Consider the following 16,427-nt stretch of genomic DNA (forward strand, 5'->3'; position numbering starts at 1 on the left):
GTACCCATGGCAAAAATATTCTGTATCGCAAATCAAAAAGGTGGCGTTGGTAAGACCACTACTGCAGTGAATTTAGCTGCCGGATTGGCTGGGCTTGGGCAAAGAGTGCTATTGGTGGACTTAGACCCTCAGGGCAATGCCACTATGGGCTCTGGGGTTGAAAAGGCAGATCTGACTCAGAGCGTTTACCAAGTATTGATTGGTTTGGCTGCGGTGAAGGATTGTGCGCAACGTTGCGAAAGTTCTGCTTACGATGTGCTTCCTGCAAATCGAGATTTGGCTGGCGCTGAAATTGAGTTGGTGGATATAGATGAACGCGAGTCTCGCCTGAAAGACGCGCTTGCAAAAGTTGCCAACGATTACGATTTTATTTTGATTGACTGCCCGCCTGCTTTATCTCTATTGACGCTCAATGGATTGTGCGCAGCAAACGGCGTAATTGTTCCAATGCAGTGCGAATACTTTGCGCTTGAAGGATTGTCTGATTTGGTGAACACCATCAAACAAGTTCACGCAAATCTTAATCCCGACTTAGTCATCATCGGTTTGTTGCGCGTGATGTTTGATGCGCGCATGACACTGCAGCAACAGGTCTCCGATCAATTGCTCGAGCACTTTGGAGATAAGGTATTTAAGACCATTATTCCGCGCAATGTACGCCTTGCAGAGGCCCCATCTTATGGGCTCCCTGGGGTAGCTTTCGATAAGTCATCGCGTGGTGCAAAAGCCTATTTAGAGTTTGGTGCCGAGATGGTTGAGCGCATTAAACAAATGTAATTTTTAAGAAGATAAAAGATCATGGTTGCTATCAAGAAAAAAGGTTTGGGCAGAGGATTAGAGGCGCTCTTGGGGGAAAAACCTCAGGAAGCAAATTCCTCAACAGAAATCAATCGTTTGCCCTTAACTGCACTACAGGCTGGTAAATATCAACCACGACAAAAGATGGAGGCGGGCGCACTTCAAGAGCTAGCCGACAGCATTCGCGAGCAAGGCGTTATGCAGCCCTTATTGGTTCGCTTGGTGAGCGTAGGCAAGTACGAAATTATTGCTGGTGAGCGCCGTTTTCGCGCAGCCACAATTGCAGGATTAAAAGAAGTTCCAGTATTGGTCTCTGAGGCTGATGATCAGGCAGCGGCTGCGATGGCCCTGGTTGAAAACATGCAGCGTGAGGATTTAAACCCGCTCGAGGAGTCGCAGGGTTTGGCGCGACTGATTGAGGAGTTTGGTTTTACGCATGAGCAGGCTGCAAAGGCGGTTGGCAAGTCGCGCAGTGCCATCACCAATTTATTGCGCTTAGCCCAGCTCGCAAAACCAGTGCAAGCAATGCTTTTAGCGGGCGATATCGATATGGGCCATGCCCGTGCCTTATTGCCATTGCCTGGGGCTAGCCAGGTTGCCTTAGCCCAAAGAATCGCCGCGCAGGGCTTGTCGGTCCGTGAAGCAGAGAAGATGTCAGCAGCATTGGCTATTGCTGGCGGGCAGATTGGAGATAAAAAATCTAAATCCAAGGCTGGTGCTAGCAGCCCAAGTCGCGACCCCGATACGCGCCGCCTTTCTCAAGAAATCGCGGATTTAATTGGTTTAAACGTGGAATTTAAGTTCAAAGGTAAGGGTGGCGAGATTCGAATTGGCTTTAGTCAGTTTGATGAGCTTGATTCCTTATTAAAAAAGTTGGGTATTGAGTCCTAAATTGTTCAGAAATATCCCCCCAAACCCTTTGACATATTGCAGTGCACACACTAAACTTTCGAGGCTAAATTGATTCCTACAAAAAATCAATTTTCCGAGGTAAATGAATGGGATGAGCCCGAAGAAGAGGTGTATCGGGCAATCAGTAAAGAGGAAATGATTGCGCTGCAGCAAAGCAACGCAACAAAGTACCCCGCCCTCTCCCCTTGGAAAATTGTTTTAGTCCAAATCGCTGTTACGGCAGTCAGTATGGTGGTTTGGTCAATTTTTGGGGGGCCGGTAGGGGTAAGCCTTTATACTCAGTCGGCGTTTTTAGGTGGTTTAATTAGCGTCTTGCCTACAGCATTGTTTTTAACAAGACTAGAGCTGGCAAAAAAATCGCAAAGATTGAATCCAGGAAGATTTTTGGCGGCATTAGTTTCAGGCGAATTTATCAAAATTGTCGTGAGTCTGATGTTGTTTGTAGGGATTGCATATTCTTTCCCTGGCGTGCTTTGGGTCCCTTTGCTGGTGACTTATCTGCTTGCCTTGAAGTGCGTATGGCTAGCGTGGTTGTGGCGTTAAGAAGTGAAAATTGTGATTGAAACAAAGGACTAGTTAAGAGATGTCTAGCGAAGTAAACCAAGCCCACGGGGCAGCCGAGCCAATGACGCCGACAGCGTACATTTCTGAGCATTTACAAAACCTCAACAATAGTGGTGGAGCACAGACATCCATCATCGATTTCAGCATCATCAATTTAGATACTATTTTTTGGGCCTCCCTTATGGGTTTGCTCGCTGTATTCATTTTGTTAATCGCAGCGCGTCGCGCAACCCCGGGTGTGCCAGGTCGTTTCCAGTGTTTCATTGAAATGATGGTGGAAATGGCTGAGACACAATCCAAAAGCATTGTTCATGGCGACCGTTCATTTATTGCGCCACTCGCCCTTTTCGTATTCTTTTGGATCATCCTCCTCAATACCTTGGACTTAATTCCAGTGGATTGGGTGTTAGGTGTAAATCAATTCATTGAGAGTTTCGGTGTACATGTGCCTCATCACAAGGTTGTACCAACGACAGATCTCAATGCCACCATGGGTTTGTCGCTTTCTGTATTGCTGCTTGTGTTTTATTACAGTTTCAAGGTCAAGGGTTTTGGCGGTTTCTTGCACGAGCTGATTTCTGCCCCGTTTGGCGCGAAGTGGTACTTGGCCCCATTTAACCTTGCTTTGAACATCATCGAATATCTTGCTAAAGGCGTTTCATTAGGAATGCGACTTTTCGGCAATATGTATGCGGGTGAACTGGTCTTCTTATTGATCGCATTGCTCGGTAGCGTATGGACATTTAGTTTTGATTTATCCCTGTTTGGATTGGTGGGTCACGTTATTGCTGGATCAGCTTGGGCCATCTTCCACATTTTGGTTATTTTGTTGCAAGCCTTTATTTTCATGATGTTGACCTTGGTTTACATCGGGCAGGCGCATAGCCATCACTAAGATTTTTATTTTTAACTTATCTCTTTAACTTCAGGAGTCAGCAACATGCAAGCATTTCTCGCAACTATTCAAGGTTCAACAGCTATCTGTATCGGCATCATCATCGGCCTCGGCGCGATCGGCGCTTGTTTGGGTATCGCATTGATGGGTGGTAAATACATCGAAGCTTGTGCACGTCAACCAGAATTGATGGAGCCACTCCAAACTAAGATGTTCCTTTTGGCTGGTTTGATCGACGCGGCTTTCTTGATCGGCGTTGGTGTTGCAATGTTGTTTGCTTTCGCAAACCCACTGCTCGCAGTTATTAAGTAATTGTTTTGGCGTGGATGACCATCAGGTCATCCAACTGTTCTCAACAATACTGAAAGGAATATCGTGAATCTGAACGCGACCCTATTCGCGCAAATGATCGTTTTCTTCGTCTTATGGTGGGTTGTTGCACGTTTTGTGTGGCCACCGCTAGTTAAGGCGTTAGATGAGCGTTCAAGCAAAATTGCCGATGGCTTGGCTGCTGCCGAGCGCGGAAAAGAAGCACTCGCATTGGCAAGCAACGAAGCAGAGCAAGAATTAACTAAAGCACGCCAAGAAGGTGTTCAACGAGTTGCTGAAGCTGAAAAACGTGCACAAATGTCGGCCGATGAAATTCGTGCTAACGCACAAGCTGAAGCAGCGCGCATCATTTCTCAAGCAAAGCAAGATGCAGACCAGCAAGTTACCCGAGCACGCGAAGTATTGCGTGCCGAAGTAGCTGTACTTGCTGTTAAGGGCGCTGAGCAAATTTTGCGTCGCGAGGTTGATGCAAAAGCGCACGGCCAATTACTTGATCAATTAAAGGCAGAACTTTGATATGGCTGAATTAGCCACAATTGCACGTCCTTACGCCGAAGCGCTGTTTCAAAGTGCCAAGCCATCTGAGCTTGCTAGTTGTTTGGAGCAATTAAACGAATTGGCTCAGCTTGCTGCTTTGCCGGAAGTTGCTGCTTTATCAAACAACCCAAAAGTATCTGCTGATGATTTGAGCAAGTTGTTGTCTGGCATGGTGAAGAGCAAACTTGATCCTAAGATTGCAAGCTTTTTGAATCTTGTGAATCAAAATCACCGCTTGGCTGCCGTTCCAGAAATTGCACATCAATTTGAGGCAATGAAGGACAAGAGCGAAGGTGCAGCAGAAGTAATGATTACCAGTGCATTCCCTTTAGAGGGTTCTGCACTTAAAGATTTGTTGTCAAGTTTGAAGAAGCGCTTTGGGGGTAAAGAATTGCGCCCAACTATTCAAGTTGATCCAGCATTGATTGGCGGTGTCCGCATTCAAGTTGGTGATGAAGTAATGGATAGTTCTGTGAAGGCACAGTTAGCTCAAATGCAAGCAAGTCTTGGCGCATAAGTTATCCCTATTAAGAACATACGAAATAAGACCCAGGAGTAAGTAATGCAACTCAACCCTTCCGAGATCAGCGAACTGATCAAAAGCCGAATTAGCGAAATGGGCGTTGACTCCCAAGTTCGCAACGAAGGCACTGTAATTTCAGTGACCGACGGTATTTGCCGCGTACATGGTTTGTCTGGTGTGATGCAGGGCGAAATGTTGGAGTTTCCTAACAACACCATCGGCCTCGCCTTGAACCTTGAGCGCGATTCTGTTGGTGCCGTAGTGTTGGGTGAATACACCCACATTAAAGAAGGCGATCCAGTGAAATGTACTGGCCGCATTTTGGAAGTTCCAGTTGGACCAGAGTTGCTAGGTCGCGTTGTAAATGCATTGGGTCAGCCAATTGATGGCAAAGGCCCAATCAACACCAAGTTAACTGACTTCATTGAAAAAGTCGCTCCTGGCGTTATCGCCCGTCAATCTGTTAGCCAGCCAGTACAAACTGGTTTGAAGGCGATTGATGCGATGGTTCCAATTGGCCGTGGTCAGCGTGAGTTGATCATTGGTGACCGTCAAACTGGTAAGACAGCAGTTGCGGTTGACGCGATCATTAACCAAAAAGGTAAAGGCGTTTATTGCGTTTATGTAGCGATTGGTCAAAAAGCTTCTACGATTGCAAACGTTGTTCGCAAGCTCACAGAATTGGGCGCGATGGATTACACCGTGGTTGTGGCAGCAAGTGCTTCTGAATCTGCAGCGATGCAATATCTTTCTGCATACGCTGGTTGCACCATGGGCGAATACTTCCGCGACCGCGGTGAAGATGCTTTGATTGTTTACGATGACTTGACCAAGCAAGCGGTTGCTTATCGTCAAATCTCCTTGTTGCTCCGCCGCCCACCAGGCCGCGAAGCTTATCCTGGCGACGTGTTCTACCTCCACTCACGCTTGCTCGAGCGCGCTGCTCGCGTAAATGCTGAGTACGTTGAGAAGTTCACCAACGGTGCAGTAAAAGGCAAAACAGGTTCATTGACTGCATTGCCAATTATTGAAACTCAAGCTGGTGACGTTTCTGCATTCGTTCCAACCAACGTGATTTCGATTACTGACGGTCAGATCTTCTTGGAAACTGACTTGTTTAACGCTGGCGTACGTCCTGCGATTAACGCCGGTATTTCTGTTTCCCGCGTTGGCGGTGCTGCACAAACTAAAGTGATTAAGAAATTGTCTGGCGGTATTCGTACCGACTTGGCGCAATATCGTGAATTAGCAGCATTTGCTCAGTTCGCTTCTGATCTTGATGAAGCAACCCGCAAGCAACTTGAGCGTGGTCGCCGTGTTACTGAATTGTGTAAGCAAGCTCAATACAAGCCACTCCAAGTTTGGGAAATGGCTGCTTCACTCTACGCCGTGAATAACGGTTACTTCGATGACCTCGAAGTAAAGAACGTATTGGCCTTCGAAAAAGGTTTGCAAGATCATTTGAAATCTAAGTACGCTGACTTGGTTGGACGTATCGAAGAGACCAAAGACTTGAGCAAAGATGACGAAGCTGCTTTGCGCGCTGCGATTGAGGATTACAAGCGTTCTGCCTCTTTCTAAGAGGGTTCGCATAAATCATGGCAAGCACAAAAGAGATACGATCTAAGATCAAGAGCGTGCAAAACACGCGCAAGATCACGAAGGCAATGGAAATGGTCGCCGCATCCAAGATGCGTCGCGCCCAGGAGCGTATGCGCAATGCGCGTCCATACGCTGAAAAAATTCGTGAGATTGTTGCCAACCTTTCTAAAGCCAATCCTGAGTTCCGCCCTGCTTATATGGCAACTCGCGAGGTTAAGAAGGCCGGCACGATTTTGGTAACAACAGACAAAGGCTTATGCGGTGGATTGAATACCAACGTTTTGCGTTTGATTGCTAACCAAGTGCGCGATTTTCAAGAAAAAAATATTGAGGTTGCGTATACCGCAATTGGTTCAAAAGGCCTGCAATTTTTGAATCGCTCAAAAGCGAAGTTGATTTCTCAGACCATTCAAATTGGCGATACACCGCATTTGGATGTTTTGATTGGCGCAATTACCGCCCAGTTAGAGGCGTTTGAGCGCGGTGAAATTGATGCAGTGTATTTGGCATACACCCGCTTTGTAAATGCAATGAAACAAGAGCCGGTTTTAGAAAAGCTGTTGCCTTTGGAGCCAGCTGATCTGACTCCTGAAGATAAATCAGGACCATCTTGGGACTATATTTACGAGCCGGACGCAGAGTCTATTTTGAATGGCCTTTTAAAGCGTTATGTGGAAGCAATGATTTATCAAGCGGTTGCTGAAAATATGGCTTCTGAGCAATCTGCGCGCATGGTCTCAATGAAGGCCGCTTCAGATAACGCGAAGAACGTGATCGGTGAATTGCAATTGGATTACAACAAAACACGACAGGCTGCTATTACCAAAGAGTTGTCAGAAATTGTTGGTGGAGCGGCTGCGGTTTAAGCGGTCTGCATATTAGAAATACGAAAGAATTTAGGAATTAAAAGCGGAGAAAGCGATGAGTAACGGAAATATCGTGCAATGTATCGGTCCTGTTGTGGACATTCAGTTCCCACGCGACAAAATGCCAAACATTTATGATGCGTTGACATTAGTTGATAGCGGTGAAAAATCATTTGCTGAAAAAGGTTTGACCTTTGAAGTTCAGCAACAAATTGGTGATGGCGTAGTTCGCGCGATTGCTATGGGCGCAAGCGATGGTCTGCGTCGTGGCATGGAAGTGAAATCTACAGGTAAGCCAATTTCTGTTCCTGTTGGGCCAGCGACTTTGGGCCGCATTATGGACGTTTTGGGTCGCCCAATTGATGATGCAGGTCCGATTGCTACTGAAGAGCGTCGCGCTATTCACCAGCCAGCACCAAAGTTTGATGAGCTTTCACCTTCTGTTGACTTGTTAGAGACCGGTATTAAGGTTATCGACTTAGTTTGCCCGTTTGCTAAAGGCGGTAAGGTTGGCTTGTTCGGTGGCGCGGGTGTTGGTAAGACCGTGAACATGATGGAATTGATTAACAACATCGCTAAGCAACACTCTGGTTTGTCAGTGTTCGCTGGTGTTGGTGAGCGTACTCGTGAAGGTAATGACTTCTACCACGAGATGAAAGAATCTAACGTTATTGACAAAGTAGCAATGGTGTTTGGTCAGATGAACGAGCCTCCTGGTAATCGTTTGCGCGTTGCCTTGACTGGTTTGACAATGGCAGAAGCATTCCGTGACGAAGGTCGTGACATTTTGTTCTTCGTTGACAACATCTACCGCTATACATTGGCTGGTACTGAAGTTTCTGCGTTGCTCGGTCGTATGCCTTCTGCTGTGGGTTACCAGCCTACATTGGCTGAAGAGATGGGTAAGTTACAAGAGCGTATTACCTCTACAAAGACCGGTTCCGTTACCTCTATTCAGGCCGTTTACGTTCCTGCAGATGACTTGACCGACCCGTCTCCAGCGACAACCTTCTTGCACTTAGACTCCACAGTTGTGTTGTCACGTGACATCGCTGCATTGGGTATTTACCCAGCGGTTGATCCATTGGATTCAACTAGCCGTCAGCTCGACCCACAAGTGGTTGGTCAAGAGCACTATGAAGTTGCTCGTGATGTGCAGATGACATTGCAACGCTACAAAGAATTGCGCGACATTATTGCGATTTTGGGTATGGATGAATTGTCACCAGAAGACAAATTGGCTGTATCACGTGCTCGTAAGATTCAACGTTTCTTGTCACAGCCTTTCCACGTTGCAGAGGTGTTTACTGGTTCACCAGGTAAATATGTGCCATTAAAAGAAACCATCCGCGGCTTCAAGATGATTTGTAGCGGTGAGTTGGATCACTTGCCTGAGCAAGCGTTCTACATGGTGGGTTCAATTGATGAAGCCATTGAGAAGGCGAAGAAGCTTTAATCGCTTCAATCTAGGGAAATTATGTCAAGCATACATGTCGACGTAGTGAGTGCCGAGCAGTCCATTTTTAGTGGAGAGGCTAAGTTTGTAGCCCTTCCAGGTGAAAGTGGTGAGCTCGGTATTTTGCGTGGCCACACCCCACTCATTACACGTATTCGTCCGGGCTCTGTTCGTATTGAAAAAGCGGATGGCGACGAAGAGTTTGTGTTTGTTGCGGGCGGCTACCTAGAAGTTCAGCCAGATCGCGTTACTGTATTGGCTGACACAGCTATTCGTGGTCACGATCTCGATGAAGCTAAAGCATTAGAAGCAAAGAAACGTGCAGAAGAGGCCATGCAAAATCGTGGCACTGACTTTGATTTGGCCCTGGCCCAATCTGAGTTTGCAATGGCCGCTGCGCAGCTGGCTGCAATTGCCCGTTTCCGTCGTAAAAAGTAAAAACCGGTCATCTCCTTGTTGTTAAATGATCGGTTTTTAAAGGCCTGCCTGGGCGAAGCGGTTGATCAAACACCGCTTTGGCTCATGCGCCAAGCCGGTCGCTATCTCCCTGAATACAACGCCACTCGCGCTAAGGCGGGAAGTTTTTTGGGGCTCGCAAAAAATCCTGCATACGCCACTGAAGTAACACTTCAACCTTTGGATCGCTATCCATTAGATGCAGCGATTTTGTTTTCTGATATTTTGACTATCCCAGATGCAATGGGATTGGGCCTCAAATTTACCACTGGAGAAGGACCGAGTTTTGACCGCCCTTTGCGTACAGAGGATGAGGTTAAAAAATTACGCGTTGCTGATATGGGCGAGCTCAAGTATGTATTTGATGCCGTATCAGAAATTCGTAAAGCGCTGATTCAAGATGGTAAGCAACGCGTTCCACTGATTGGCTTCTCTGGGAGCCCATGGACATTGGCGTGTTACATGATTGATGGTTCTAGCTCGGATGATTTTCGTCATGCTAAAACCATGATGTTTAGTCGCCCTGACCTCTTGCAACATATTTTGGATATCAATGCTCAGTCCGTTGCAATGTATTTAACTGAGCAAGTAAAAGCTGGTGCACAAGCGCTCATGATTTTTGATACATGGGGAGGAATGCTTCCAGATGGTTGGTATCAAAAGATGTCTTTAGCTTCTATGCAAAAAGTGATCGCGCTATTGCCGCGTGAATATGAAGGCAGAGAAATTCCTGTGATCATGTTTACCAAAGGCGGTGCGATTTGGTTAAACGATATGGCCCAAGTAGGTGCCGATGTCATTGCAATTGACTGGACGATATCGCTTAGCCGCGCTCGTAAACAATTGCTTGAATTAGGCAAGCCTTTGGCCCTGCAGGGTAACCTGGACCCCCTTATTCTGTTTTCTGAGCCAAAACAGATTGCCCAGCAGGCAAACCTCTTGCTTGAAGATTTGGCCGGCGCTCCAAGCCTAAAACTAGGCTTGCATCCACTTGATGGACATGTCTTTAATTTGGGGCATGGAATTTCTCAATTTACCCCTCCTGAAAGTGTGACCGCACTAGCTGAAACAGTGATTGAGAGATCGCGAGCACTTAGATCAAAGCAATAATCCCAAGTGTTTGCTAACTTAGTCTGAAATTTTTCATGAAAGTTATGCACAGACAGCTGGGAAATTCAAAATTCATGAGGATTGCGAATAAAGGTAAACATTAACTTTCGAAAAGCACTATAAGTTACTGATTTATATAATAAATATCAAAAAAGCTCAAAAAGAGTGCAGAAATAGATCGCTGTTAAATTAGCTTATAAATCAGAATCATTGGATGATATCCACAGACTTATCCACAAGCAAAATAGAAGATTGAAGTAAAAAATGCCTTCACCGATAGTGGTTCAAGTAGTTATCGATAAGCCCTTGGCTCAGGGCTTTGATTACTTGTGGGATCCTCAGGCTCTTGGGCTATCCCCAGAGATTGGTCACATCGTCGAGGTACCCTTTGGGCGCTCAACTTTGGTGGGAGTAGTTATAAAAGTAAGTACTCACTCTGATTTTGAAATAAATAAATTAAAGAGCGTAATTCAGGCAGCGCCACTTCCTCCGTTAGATTCCTCGGCATTGAGGCTAATGGGCTTTGCAAGCCAGTATTACATTCATGGGCTAGGTGAAACCATCATTCCCACTATTCCAAAGATGTGGAAAACGCCGGCAGGCTGGCAAAAAAATATCGAGAAGCTTGCGCCAAGCGAATCCAAAAAAATAAAGAAAAAGAAAAATGAAGAACTTAAGCGTAGCGAAGGATTTATTAGCGAATCCGAATTAAACGAAGCCCAAGAGTCTGCATTAAAAACCTTGCGAGCCAATTTGGCTGATGGCGAATTTAAGGCTGCCCTACTTCAAGGCCAAACCGGAAGTGGAAAAACAGCAGTATTTTTAAATTGGTTGAGTACTGCGCTCAAAGACGAAGATGCCCAAGCGCTCATCTTAGTGCCAGAAATTAACCTAACGCCTCAATTAGAGCGCAGAGTACGCGCATATTTTCCAGATAAGAAAATGGTTGTACTGCATAGCGGCGTCAGCGAGAAGAAACGGGGTATTGCATGGTTTGAGGCGGTAACCGGCAAAGCAAAAATTATATTGGGCACACGCTTGGCAGCGTTGACACCGATACCAAACCTTCGGGCCATCGTTGTTGACGAAGAGCATGACCCATCCTATAAGCAACAAGATGGAATCCGTTACTCTGCTAGAGATTTGGCAGTCTGGCGCGCGCATGATTTAAAGATTCCAATACTACTGTCTTCGGCAACACCATCGCTTGAAACCTGGATGGCTGCTAAATCGGGGCGCTATCAACATCTTCGCCTGGATCAGCGAGCCCAAGGTGCTGGTTTGCCAAAAGTGCATTTAATTAATATGCGAGATCCACAAAATCAATTTAGCCCTGGAGATCAAGATAAGCCTATAGCCAAAATTTCACTAAGTAAGCCGCTAGTGAATGCAATTAATAGAAATCTGCAAGATAAAAAACAAAGCCTCGTATTAATTAACCGCCGAGGCTATGCACCGGTATTGAGTTGTAGCGCTTGCTCCTGGCTATCAAAATGCCAGCAGTGCAGTTCTTATATGGTGATGCATAAGGCTGGAGCTTTAAGCAGAAAGCCACTATTGAGCTGCCATCATTGTGGTCTTGTAAAGCAAATTCCCGGTCATTGCCCCGATTGCGGGAATGCCGATTTAAAGGCGCTCGGACAAGGGACTCAAAAGCTTGAGGATGCTATTGAAGAGGTCTGGCCAAGCGCGAGAGTGCTGAGGGTTGATACAGACTCCAGTCGAAGAGGTAAAGGCGCAGAAGAGCTATTCCAAGAAATTCATGATGGCAATGTGGATATCGTGGTTGGTACCCAAATGATTGCCAAAGGTCACGACTATCAAAACATTGGATTAGTCGCAGTGTTAGATGCAGATAGCCGGCTTTTTTCTCAAGACTTTCGTGCGGCCGAAAGATTATTTGCACAGCTTGTTCAGGTTGCAGGACGGGCTGGCAGAGCAAGTAAAGATGGTGAAGTCAGTGGAGACATTTATATAGAAACGCAGTTCCCCGAATCAGCCGTTTTTCAATATTTATTACGTCATGATGTCGATGGATTTTTATCCCATATTGCTAGTGAGCGGGATGAAGCTAAATTGCCCCCATTCTCATACCAAGGCCTTGTTCATGCAGAAGCAAAGAGCTTAGATAAAGCCATCCAATTTTTAACTAATCTAAAAGGCCGATTAAAAGCTCGAGGCCTTATTGCATCTAGATTGCGAGTTTATGACCCTGTTCCAAAAAGCATGGTGCGAGTTGCTGGAGTAGAGCGCGCTCAACTAGTGGTGGAGTCAGATGATCGTAGGCAATTACAGGACGTACTGGAGGCGATTGATCTTGATTTACGAGACGGCTCGCAGGGGCGAATTAGCAAGGTGGAGCGTATTCGCTGGTTGATTGAGCGAGACCCAATTTCAATTTAACGCTCAGGCTCCTGGCCCAGAGGTGTATTGATCCAAACTCAAGAGTTGATTGAAGTCTGCTGCAAGGCTTTCGTCAGATGCCGGCTTGATTTTAAATAACCATACTGCATACGGTTTTTCATTGACCAACTCTGGTGATACGTCAACTTGCTCGTTAAGCTCAACAATTTCGCCGCTAATGGGCGCATGAATATCGCTGGCAGCTTTTACGGATTCAATCACAGCAATCGCTTCACCTTGCTTTACTTGTTGACCCAACTTAGGCGCTTGAAAGAACATCACATCACCTAGGGCTTCTTGAGCGTGATGACTAATGCCAACCCATACCAGGCCATCATCTTCCGGGTCAGCCCACTCATGAGTTTGTGCAAACTTAAATTTGTCTTGAGTATTCACGATGGGTATTTCAATAAGGATTGAAACAAATACCAATACAGTTGAGAGCGCTCATGTGCGCTCGCTGCAAATTAGGCTTTGGCTGAGCCGGTGCGATGTGTGCGATTGTATAAGCAGCTAGCACAAATCCAGCGTTGCTTACGATTGCTCGTTGGAATCCATGTGCCACCTTCAAGTCGTTTTTCCCGACTGCAAGAAGAGCAAAATTTAAGGCTCTGTGAGGTTTCTTGGGTAGGGGCTGGAGTCGAGGTAGTCATGGGCAATCCGGGTAAGGCAAATCTTGTACAGAAGATCTATTTTACCCGTTTTGTCCCGCTGGGGCTGGGCTCAGGACAACTTTGACCGATTCAGCCGTTTTATTGCCATCAAAATCGAGCCAAGCCTTATTTTCAAAGTCATAGAGTTTGCACTTGCGAGCAGTATCGAAATACCAGTCCCAAGAGAACTTTTGGACAAAAATACGCTCTGGAAGGATGGTTTCAAGGGTATTTTGGGCTTCTTGGAGGCGATAGAGGGGAACGCTCATATCGACGTGATGGGCAGTATGCTCCATGATGTGGTGCATCAAAGAACCCCAAATCCAGTTAAAAGTCAGGTGCACGGTGGTTGATACAAAAGGCTGGGCGCGTAGCCATTCAGACTTTTTGTCATACCAAGATACTGATGGATGGGTGTGGTGAACGTAGACCACAAATCCAATCATGCCGTTCCAAAACAAGAAGGGCACTGCAAAGCCTGTAATGAGTCCAAGCCAAACTGATTGGCCAGTTGCGATAGCGCCAGCGATAAGGCAGCCAATCCAAACAATCGCGAAGGCAGTAACCAGTAAGTTATCTTTTAAGAAGATCGGACGATCGCCCGGCTTATTTTTGGCATTCGGAAAGTACTCGCGTCTCCACCAAATTTCAATAAGGTAATAGAAAACAGGTCCCCAACCGCTACGATAGAGGCGCTCTAGGGCCTTGCGCCATGCAGGGAGGGCGTCATACTCTGCTTTGGACAAAGGCGCCCAAACAAAGTCAAAACCTTTTAAGTTGGTTTGTCCGTGATGCACCACGTTATGGCCTACATCCCACAGGCTATATGGTGTGAGTGATGGCAGAAATGCTATGCGACCTAGAACTTTGTTGAGTTCGCGATTCGGTGTAAAGCTTTGATGGCAAGCATCGTGACCCAAAATAAAGATGCGGCCCGTTACAAAACCAGCAACAAGTCCAAAAATGATTTTTAGCAGCAGGTTTTCAACAAACACGGTTCCTGCAATGCAAGCAAGCCATAAGCAGGCATCAACGATGAGAAGCATGATGGCGCGCCCTGTCTCACCTTGTGCCATCGGAATTAACCAGCTCCGAATAATTTTTCGGTGTGGCAATGGTGCCTCTGGAGGGAGGGGATTAGTCAGGGATGGCTCTGAAAGGGCTGAATTTAGATGTGTAGACACGATAAGAATCAATAAGTTAGAACCAAATGATAGTGGGTTTTGTTTTTTTATGCATGACGTAGGTCAAAAACCCCTTTTGTTTTGGTGCGCCCGGCAGGAATCGAACCTGCGACCCTTGGCTTCGGAGGCCAATACTCTATCCACTGAGCTACGGGCGCTCGCGAAAACTGCTTACCCCTCTATTGTAAGTGCCTAAGCCCCTACTCTCTAGTTATAATCTCGTCAAAACAACCCTAAAACCCGTCAAAAGATAAATTCCTATGAGCAATGAGCACGGAAATCTAATTAAGTCCCCAAAACAACTAATCATCATGGTGTTTGCCAGCTTTTTTGTGCCCCTGATCATTATTTTGTTGTTAATGGTGTTTGTGAACAACGGTAAACGTGGCGATTCAACAGCTTCTGCAGATGAATTGATTAAGCCAGTTGCGCAGTTAAATGTGCAAGATGCGAGCGCTCCAGCAGATCCTAAAGCTCCGGATGCCAAATAAACACTTTTAGTGTTCAAAAAAAGCTGGCTATATGCCAGCTTTTTTATTCCTAATCTTTAGCTTCTTTCGCATCCAAAGCAATTTGATAAGCCTCTTTTTTGCTAAGACCTAAGACTTGAGATAGTACGGCTGCAATTTCTTTGCTGCCTAAGTGGGGACTCAAAGCACTTGCCCACAACATCAGTGACGCTTGCTCTAGAGGCTCATCAGGGCTGGCTTGGCGAGCCGCAACAAGAATGACAAACTCTCCCTTGAGGCTTTCTGCGTTTTCTAACCATGTGGCAATTTCACCCGCCTGAAGCGCAGCAAGCTGTTCAAATTTTTTGGTTAATTCACGACAAATAAACACCTGACGATCGGCCTCGAGTGCATTTGCAAGTATTAATAGTGTTTCGCGAATGTGATGCGGTGATTCAAAAAAGATACTGGTTTTTTTGCTTGTAGAGATATCCTGCAGCCAAGCATCTCGCTCTTTAGTTTTGTACGGCCAAAAACCTAAAAATTGAAAGCGCCCTTCTGAGTTCAGCATGACCGAGCCTGATGCAGAGATCGCACAAGAGACTGCGCTTGCGCCCGGAACAGGGATTACCCGAAAACCTGCCTTTTGAACTTCGTGTACTAGACGTGCGCCAGGATCAGATACGCCTGGAGTGCCTGCATCTGAAATATAGGCCCAGCGTTGACCCTTATTCAGAGACTGAATGACGGTTTGGGCGCCCCCTACTTCGTTGTGCTCATGTAAGGCCAAGCATTTTTTATGAATGCCGAATTGCTGTAACAGTGCCGCACTGTGCCTAGTGTCTTCACAGGCAATACCGTCAACCGCATTCAATACATGTAATGCGCGCAAGGTGATATCACCCAAGTTACCAATGGGTGTTGCGACCATGTATAGGGCTCCAGCAGGCAAATCCTGCTGTTTCAAAAAATCAAATGAGCCTATTTCCATGGGGCTATCTTCTGCGTAAGATTCATCATAGGTAAGAGGATACGTTGCTTTAGAAATTACAACTACTTTGGCGCATAATATTGCTATGGATAAAGACACTATTGAGCGTTTACGGCAGCGCGCATCCCAGCATTTTTTAGACAGCATCGCCGTTAAGCAAGAGGCGGAGAAGGTTCTCCCAGAATCAGTTGCTCGCGGAGTTTTAGCAATTGCGGAATGCTTGCGTTCTGGCGGTAAAGTGATGGCGTGCGGCAATGGTGGGTCTGCTGCAGATGCCCAGCATTTTGCTGCTGAGCTGATTGGTCGATTCGAGCGAGAGCGTGAAGAGTTAGCGGCTATTGCGCTGACAACAGACTCATCGATTTTGACGGCAGTTGGAAATGATTACAGCTATGACGACATTTTTAGTAAGCAAGTCCGCGGCCTTGGAAAAAAAGGCGACATTCTTTTAGGAATTTCAACCTCAGGAAATTCTAAGAATGTAGTTAAGGCAATCGAGGCAGCCAAGAAAATTGGCATCAAGATCATTGCATTTACTGGCAACGGCGGCGGAAAAATTGCCACGCTCTTAGATCAAGATGATGTTCATTTGTGCGTTCCATCTACACGCACTGCACGCATTCAAGAAACCCATTTGGTTTTATTGCATGGTCTGTGCGATGGTGTTGATCACGTTTTATACGACTAAATATTTTTTC

18 protein-coding genes and 1 tRNA gene are annotated in these 16,427 nt (G+C 46.2%); 15 read left to right on the forward strand and 4 right to left on the reverse strand.

Annotated elements, in window-relative coordinates; all coding sequences use genetic code 11:
- Nucleotides 1–6 precede the first annotated feature (6 nt).
- The 13 genes from C2757_RS00070 (at nt 7) to priA (ending at nt 12,452) form a co-directional block, all read left to right on the forward strand.
- Nucleotides 7–777 carry a ParA family protein gene (locus C2757_RS00070; RefSeq protein WP_215374598.1) on the forward strand — a complete coding sequence of 257 codons (771 nt, stop codon included), beginning with the start codon at nt 7–9 and terminating at the stop codon, nt 775–777.
- Between the two features lie 21 nt (nt 778–798).
- Entirely contained in the window at nt 799–1,689 is an 891-nt protein-coding gene (locus C2757_RS00075; protein WP_215374601.1) for a ParB/RepB/Spo0J family partition protein, read from the forward strand.
- Nucleotides 1,690–1,758: 69 nt separating this feature from the next.
- Nucleotides 1,759–2,253 carry an ATP synthase subunit I gene (locus tag C2757_RS00080; RefSeq protein ID WP_215374612.1) on the forward strand — a complete coding sequence of 165 codons (495 nt, stop codon included), beginning with the start codon at nt 1,759–1,761 and terminating at the stop codon, nt 2,251–2,253.
- A 40-nt stretch (nt 2,254–2,293) separates the two neighbouring features.
- On the forward strand, nt 2,294–3,169 hold the full coding sequence (gene atpB / locus C2757_RS00085; RefSeq protein ID WP_215374614.1) for a F0F1 ATP synthase subunit A: 876 nt from the start codon (nt 2,294–2,296) through the stop codon (nt 3,167–3,169).
- Between the two features lie 45 nt (nt 3,170–3,214).
- Entirely contained in the window at nt 3,215–3,481 is a 267-nt protein-coding gene (gene atpE / locus C2757_RS00090) for a F0F1 ATP synthase subunit C (RefSeq protein WP_011901869.1), read from the forward strand.
- A 63-nt stretch (nt 3,482–3,544) separates the two neighbouring features.
- Complete coding sequence (locus C2757_RS00095) at nt 3,545–4,015, forward strand: F0F1 ATP synthase subunit B (RefSeq protein ID WP_215374616.1); 471 nt, start codon at nt 3,545–3,547, stop codon at nt 4,013–4,015.
- A 1-nt stretch (nt 4,016) separates the two neighbouring features.
- On the forward strand, nt 4,017–4,553 hold the full coding sequence (locus C2757_RS00100; protein WP_215374618.1) for a F0F1 ATP synthase subunit delta: 537 nt from the start codon (nt 4,017–4,019) through the stop codon (nt 4,551–4,553).
- A gap of 45 nt (nt 4,554–4,598) precedes the next feature.
- A complete protein-coding gene (gene atpA, locus C2757_RS00105; protein WP_215374619.1) occupies nt 4,599–6,140 on the forward strand; it encodes a F0F1 ATP synthase subunit alpha in 1,542 nt (513 codons plus the stop codon).
- A gap of 17 nt (nt 6,141–6,157) precedes the next feature.
- Nucleotides 6,158–7,027 (forward strand): F0F1 ATP synthase subunit gamma, encoded by an 870-nt coding sequence (gene atpG, locus C2757_RS00110; RefSeq protein ID WP_215374622.1) that lies wholly within the window; start codon nt 6,158–6,160, stop codon nt 7,025–7,027.
- Nucleotides 7,028–7,082: 55 nt separating this feature from the next.
- Entirely contained in the window at nt 7,083–8,483 is a 1,401-nt protein-coding gene (gene atpD / locus C2757_RS00115) for a F0F1 ATP synthase subunit beta (protein WP_071467468.1), read from the forward strand.
- Between the two features lie 21 nt (nt 8,484–8,504).
- Nucleotides 8,505–8,921: a F0F1 ATP synthase subunit epsilon gene (locus tag C2757_RS00120; RefSeq protein WP_215374625.1), complete on the forward strand. Its 417-nt coding sequence runs from the start codon at nt 8,505–8,507 to the stop codon at nt 8,919–8,921.
- A 9-nt stretch (nt 8,922–8,930) separates the two neighbouring features.
- Nucleotides 8,931–10,049, forward strand: a complete 1,119-nt coding sequence (hemE, locus tag C2757_RS00125; RefSeq protein ID WP_215376693.1) for a uroporphyrinogen decarboxylase — start codon at nt 8,931–8,933, stop codon at nt 10,047–10,049.
- Nucleotides 10,050–10,313: 264 nt separating this feature from the next.
- On the forward strand, nt 10,314–12,452 hold the full coding sequence (gene priA, locus C2757_RS00130) for a primosomal protein N' (protein ID WP_215374628.1): 2,139 nt from the start codon (nt 10,314–10,316) through the stop codon (nt 12,450–12,452).
- Between the two features lie 3 nt (nt 12,453–12,455).
- Here priA and gcvH read toward each other — a convergent pair whose 3' ends face one another.
- The 3 genes from gcvH to C2757_RS00145 form a co-directional block, all read right to left on the reverse strand.
- On the reverse strand, nt 12,456–12,851 hold the full coding sequence (gene gcvH / locus C2757_RS00135; protein ID WP_215376696.1) for a glycine cleavage system protein GcvH: 396 nt from the start codon (nt 12,849–12,851) through the stop codon (nt 12,456–12,458).
- Between the two features lie 295 nt (nt 12,852–13,146).
- Nucleotides 13,147–14,181, reverse strand: coding sequence for a fatty acid desaturase (locus C2757_RS00140; protein ID WP_215376699.1), 1,035 nt, complete (start codon nt 14,179–14,181; stop codon nt 13,147–13,149).
- A gap of 190 nt (nt 14,182–14,371) precedes the next feature.
- Nucleotides 14,372–14,447, reverse strand: a tRNA-Arg gene (locus tag C2757_RS00145).
- 102 nt (nt 14,448–14,549) lie between these two features.
- Here C2757_RS00145 and C2757_RS00150 point away from each other — a divergent pair.
- Nucleotides 14,550–14,780 (forward strand): hypothetical protein, encoded by a 231-nt coding sequence (locus tag C2757_RS00150; RefSeq protein WP_251366755.1) that lies wholly within the window; start codon nt 14,550–14,552, stop codon nt 14,778–14,780.
- Between the two features lie 49 nt (nt 14,781–14,829).
- On the opposite strand, the gene rsmI is transcribed toward C2757_RS00150, so the two are convergent.
- Nucleotides 14,830–15,729 (reverse strand): 16S rRNA (cytidine(1402)-2'-O)-methyltransferase, encoded by a 900-nt coding sequence (gene rsmI / locus C2757_RS00155; RefSeq protein WP_215374631.1) that lies wholly within the window; start codon nt 15,727–15,729, stop codon nt 14,830–14,832.
- Nucleotides 15,730–15,814: 85 nt separating this feature from the next.
- Between rsmI and C2757_RS00160 the strand changes: the two genes are divergently transcribed.
- Complete coding sequence (locus tag C2757_RS00160; protein WP_215374634.1) at nt 15,815–16,417, forward strand: phosphoheptose isomerase; 603 nt, start codon at nt 15,815–15,817, stop codon at nt 16,415–16,417.
- Nucleotides 16,418–16,427 lie beyond the last annotated feature (10 nt).

The sequence above is a fragment of the Polynucleobacter sp. MWH-Svant-W18 genome (assembly GCF_018687495.1).
Lineage (GTDB): Bacteria > Pseudomonadota > Gammaproteobacteria > Burkholderiales > Burkholderiaceae > Polynucleobacter.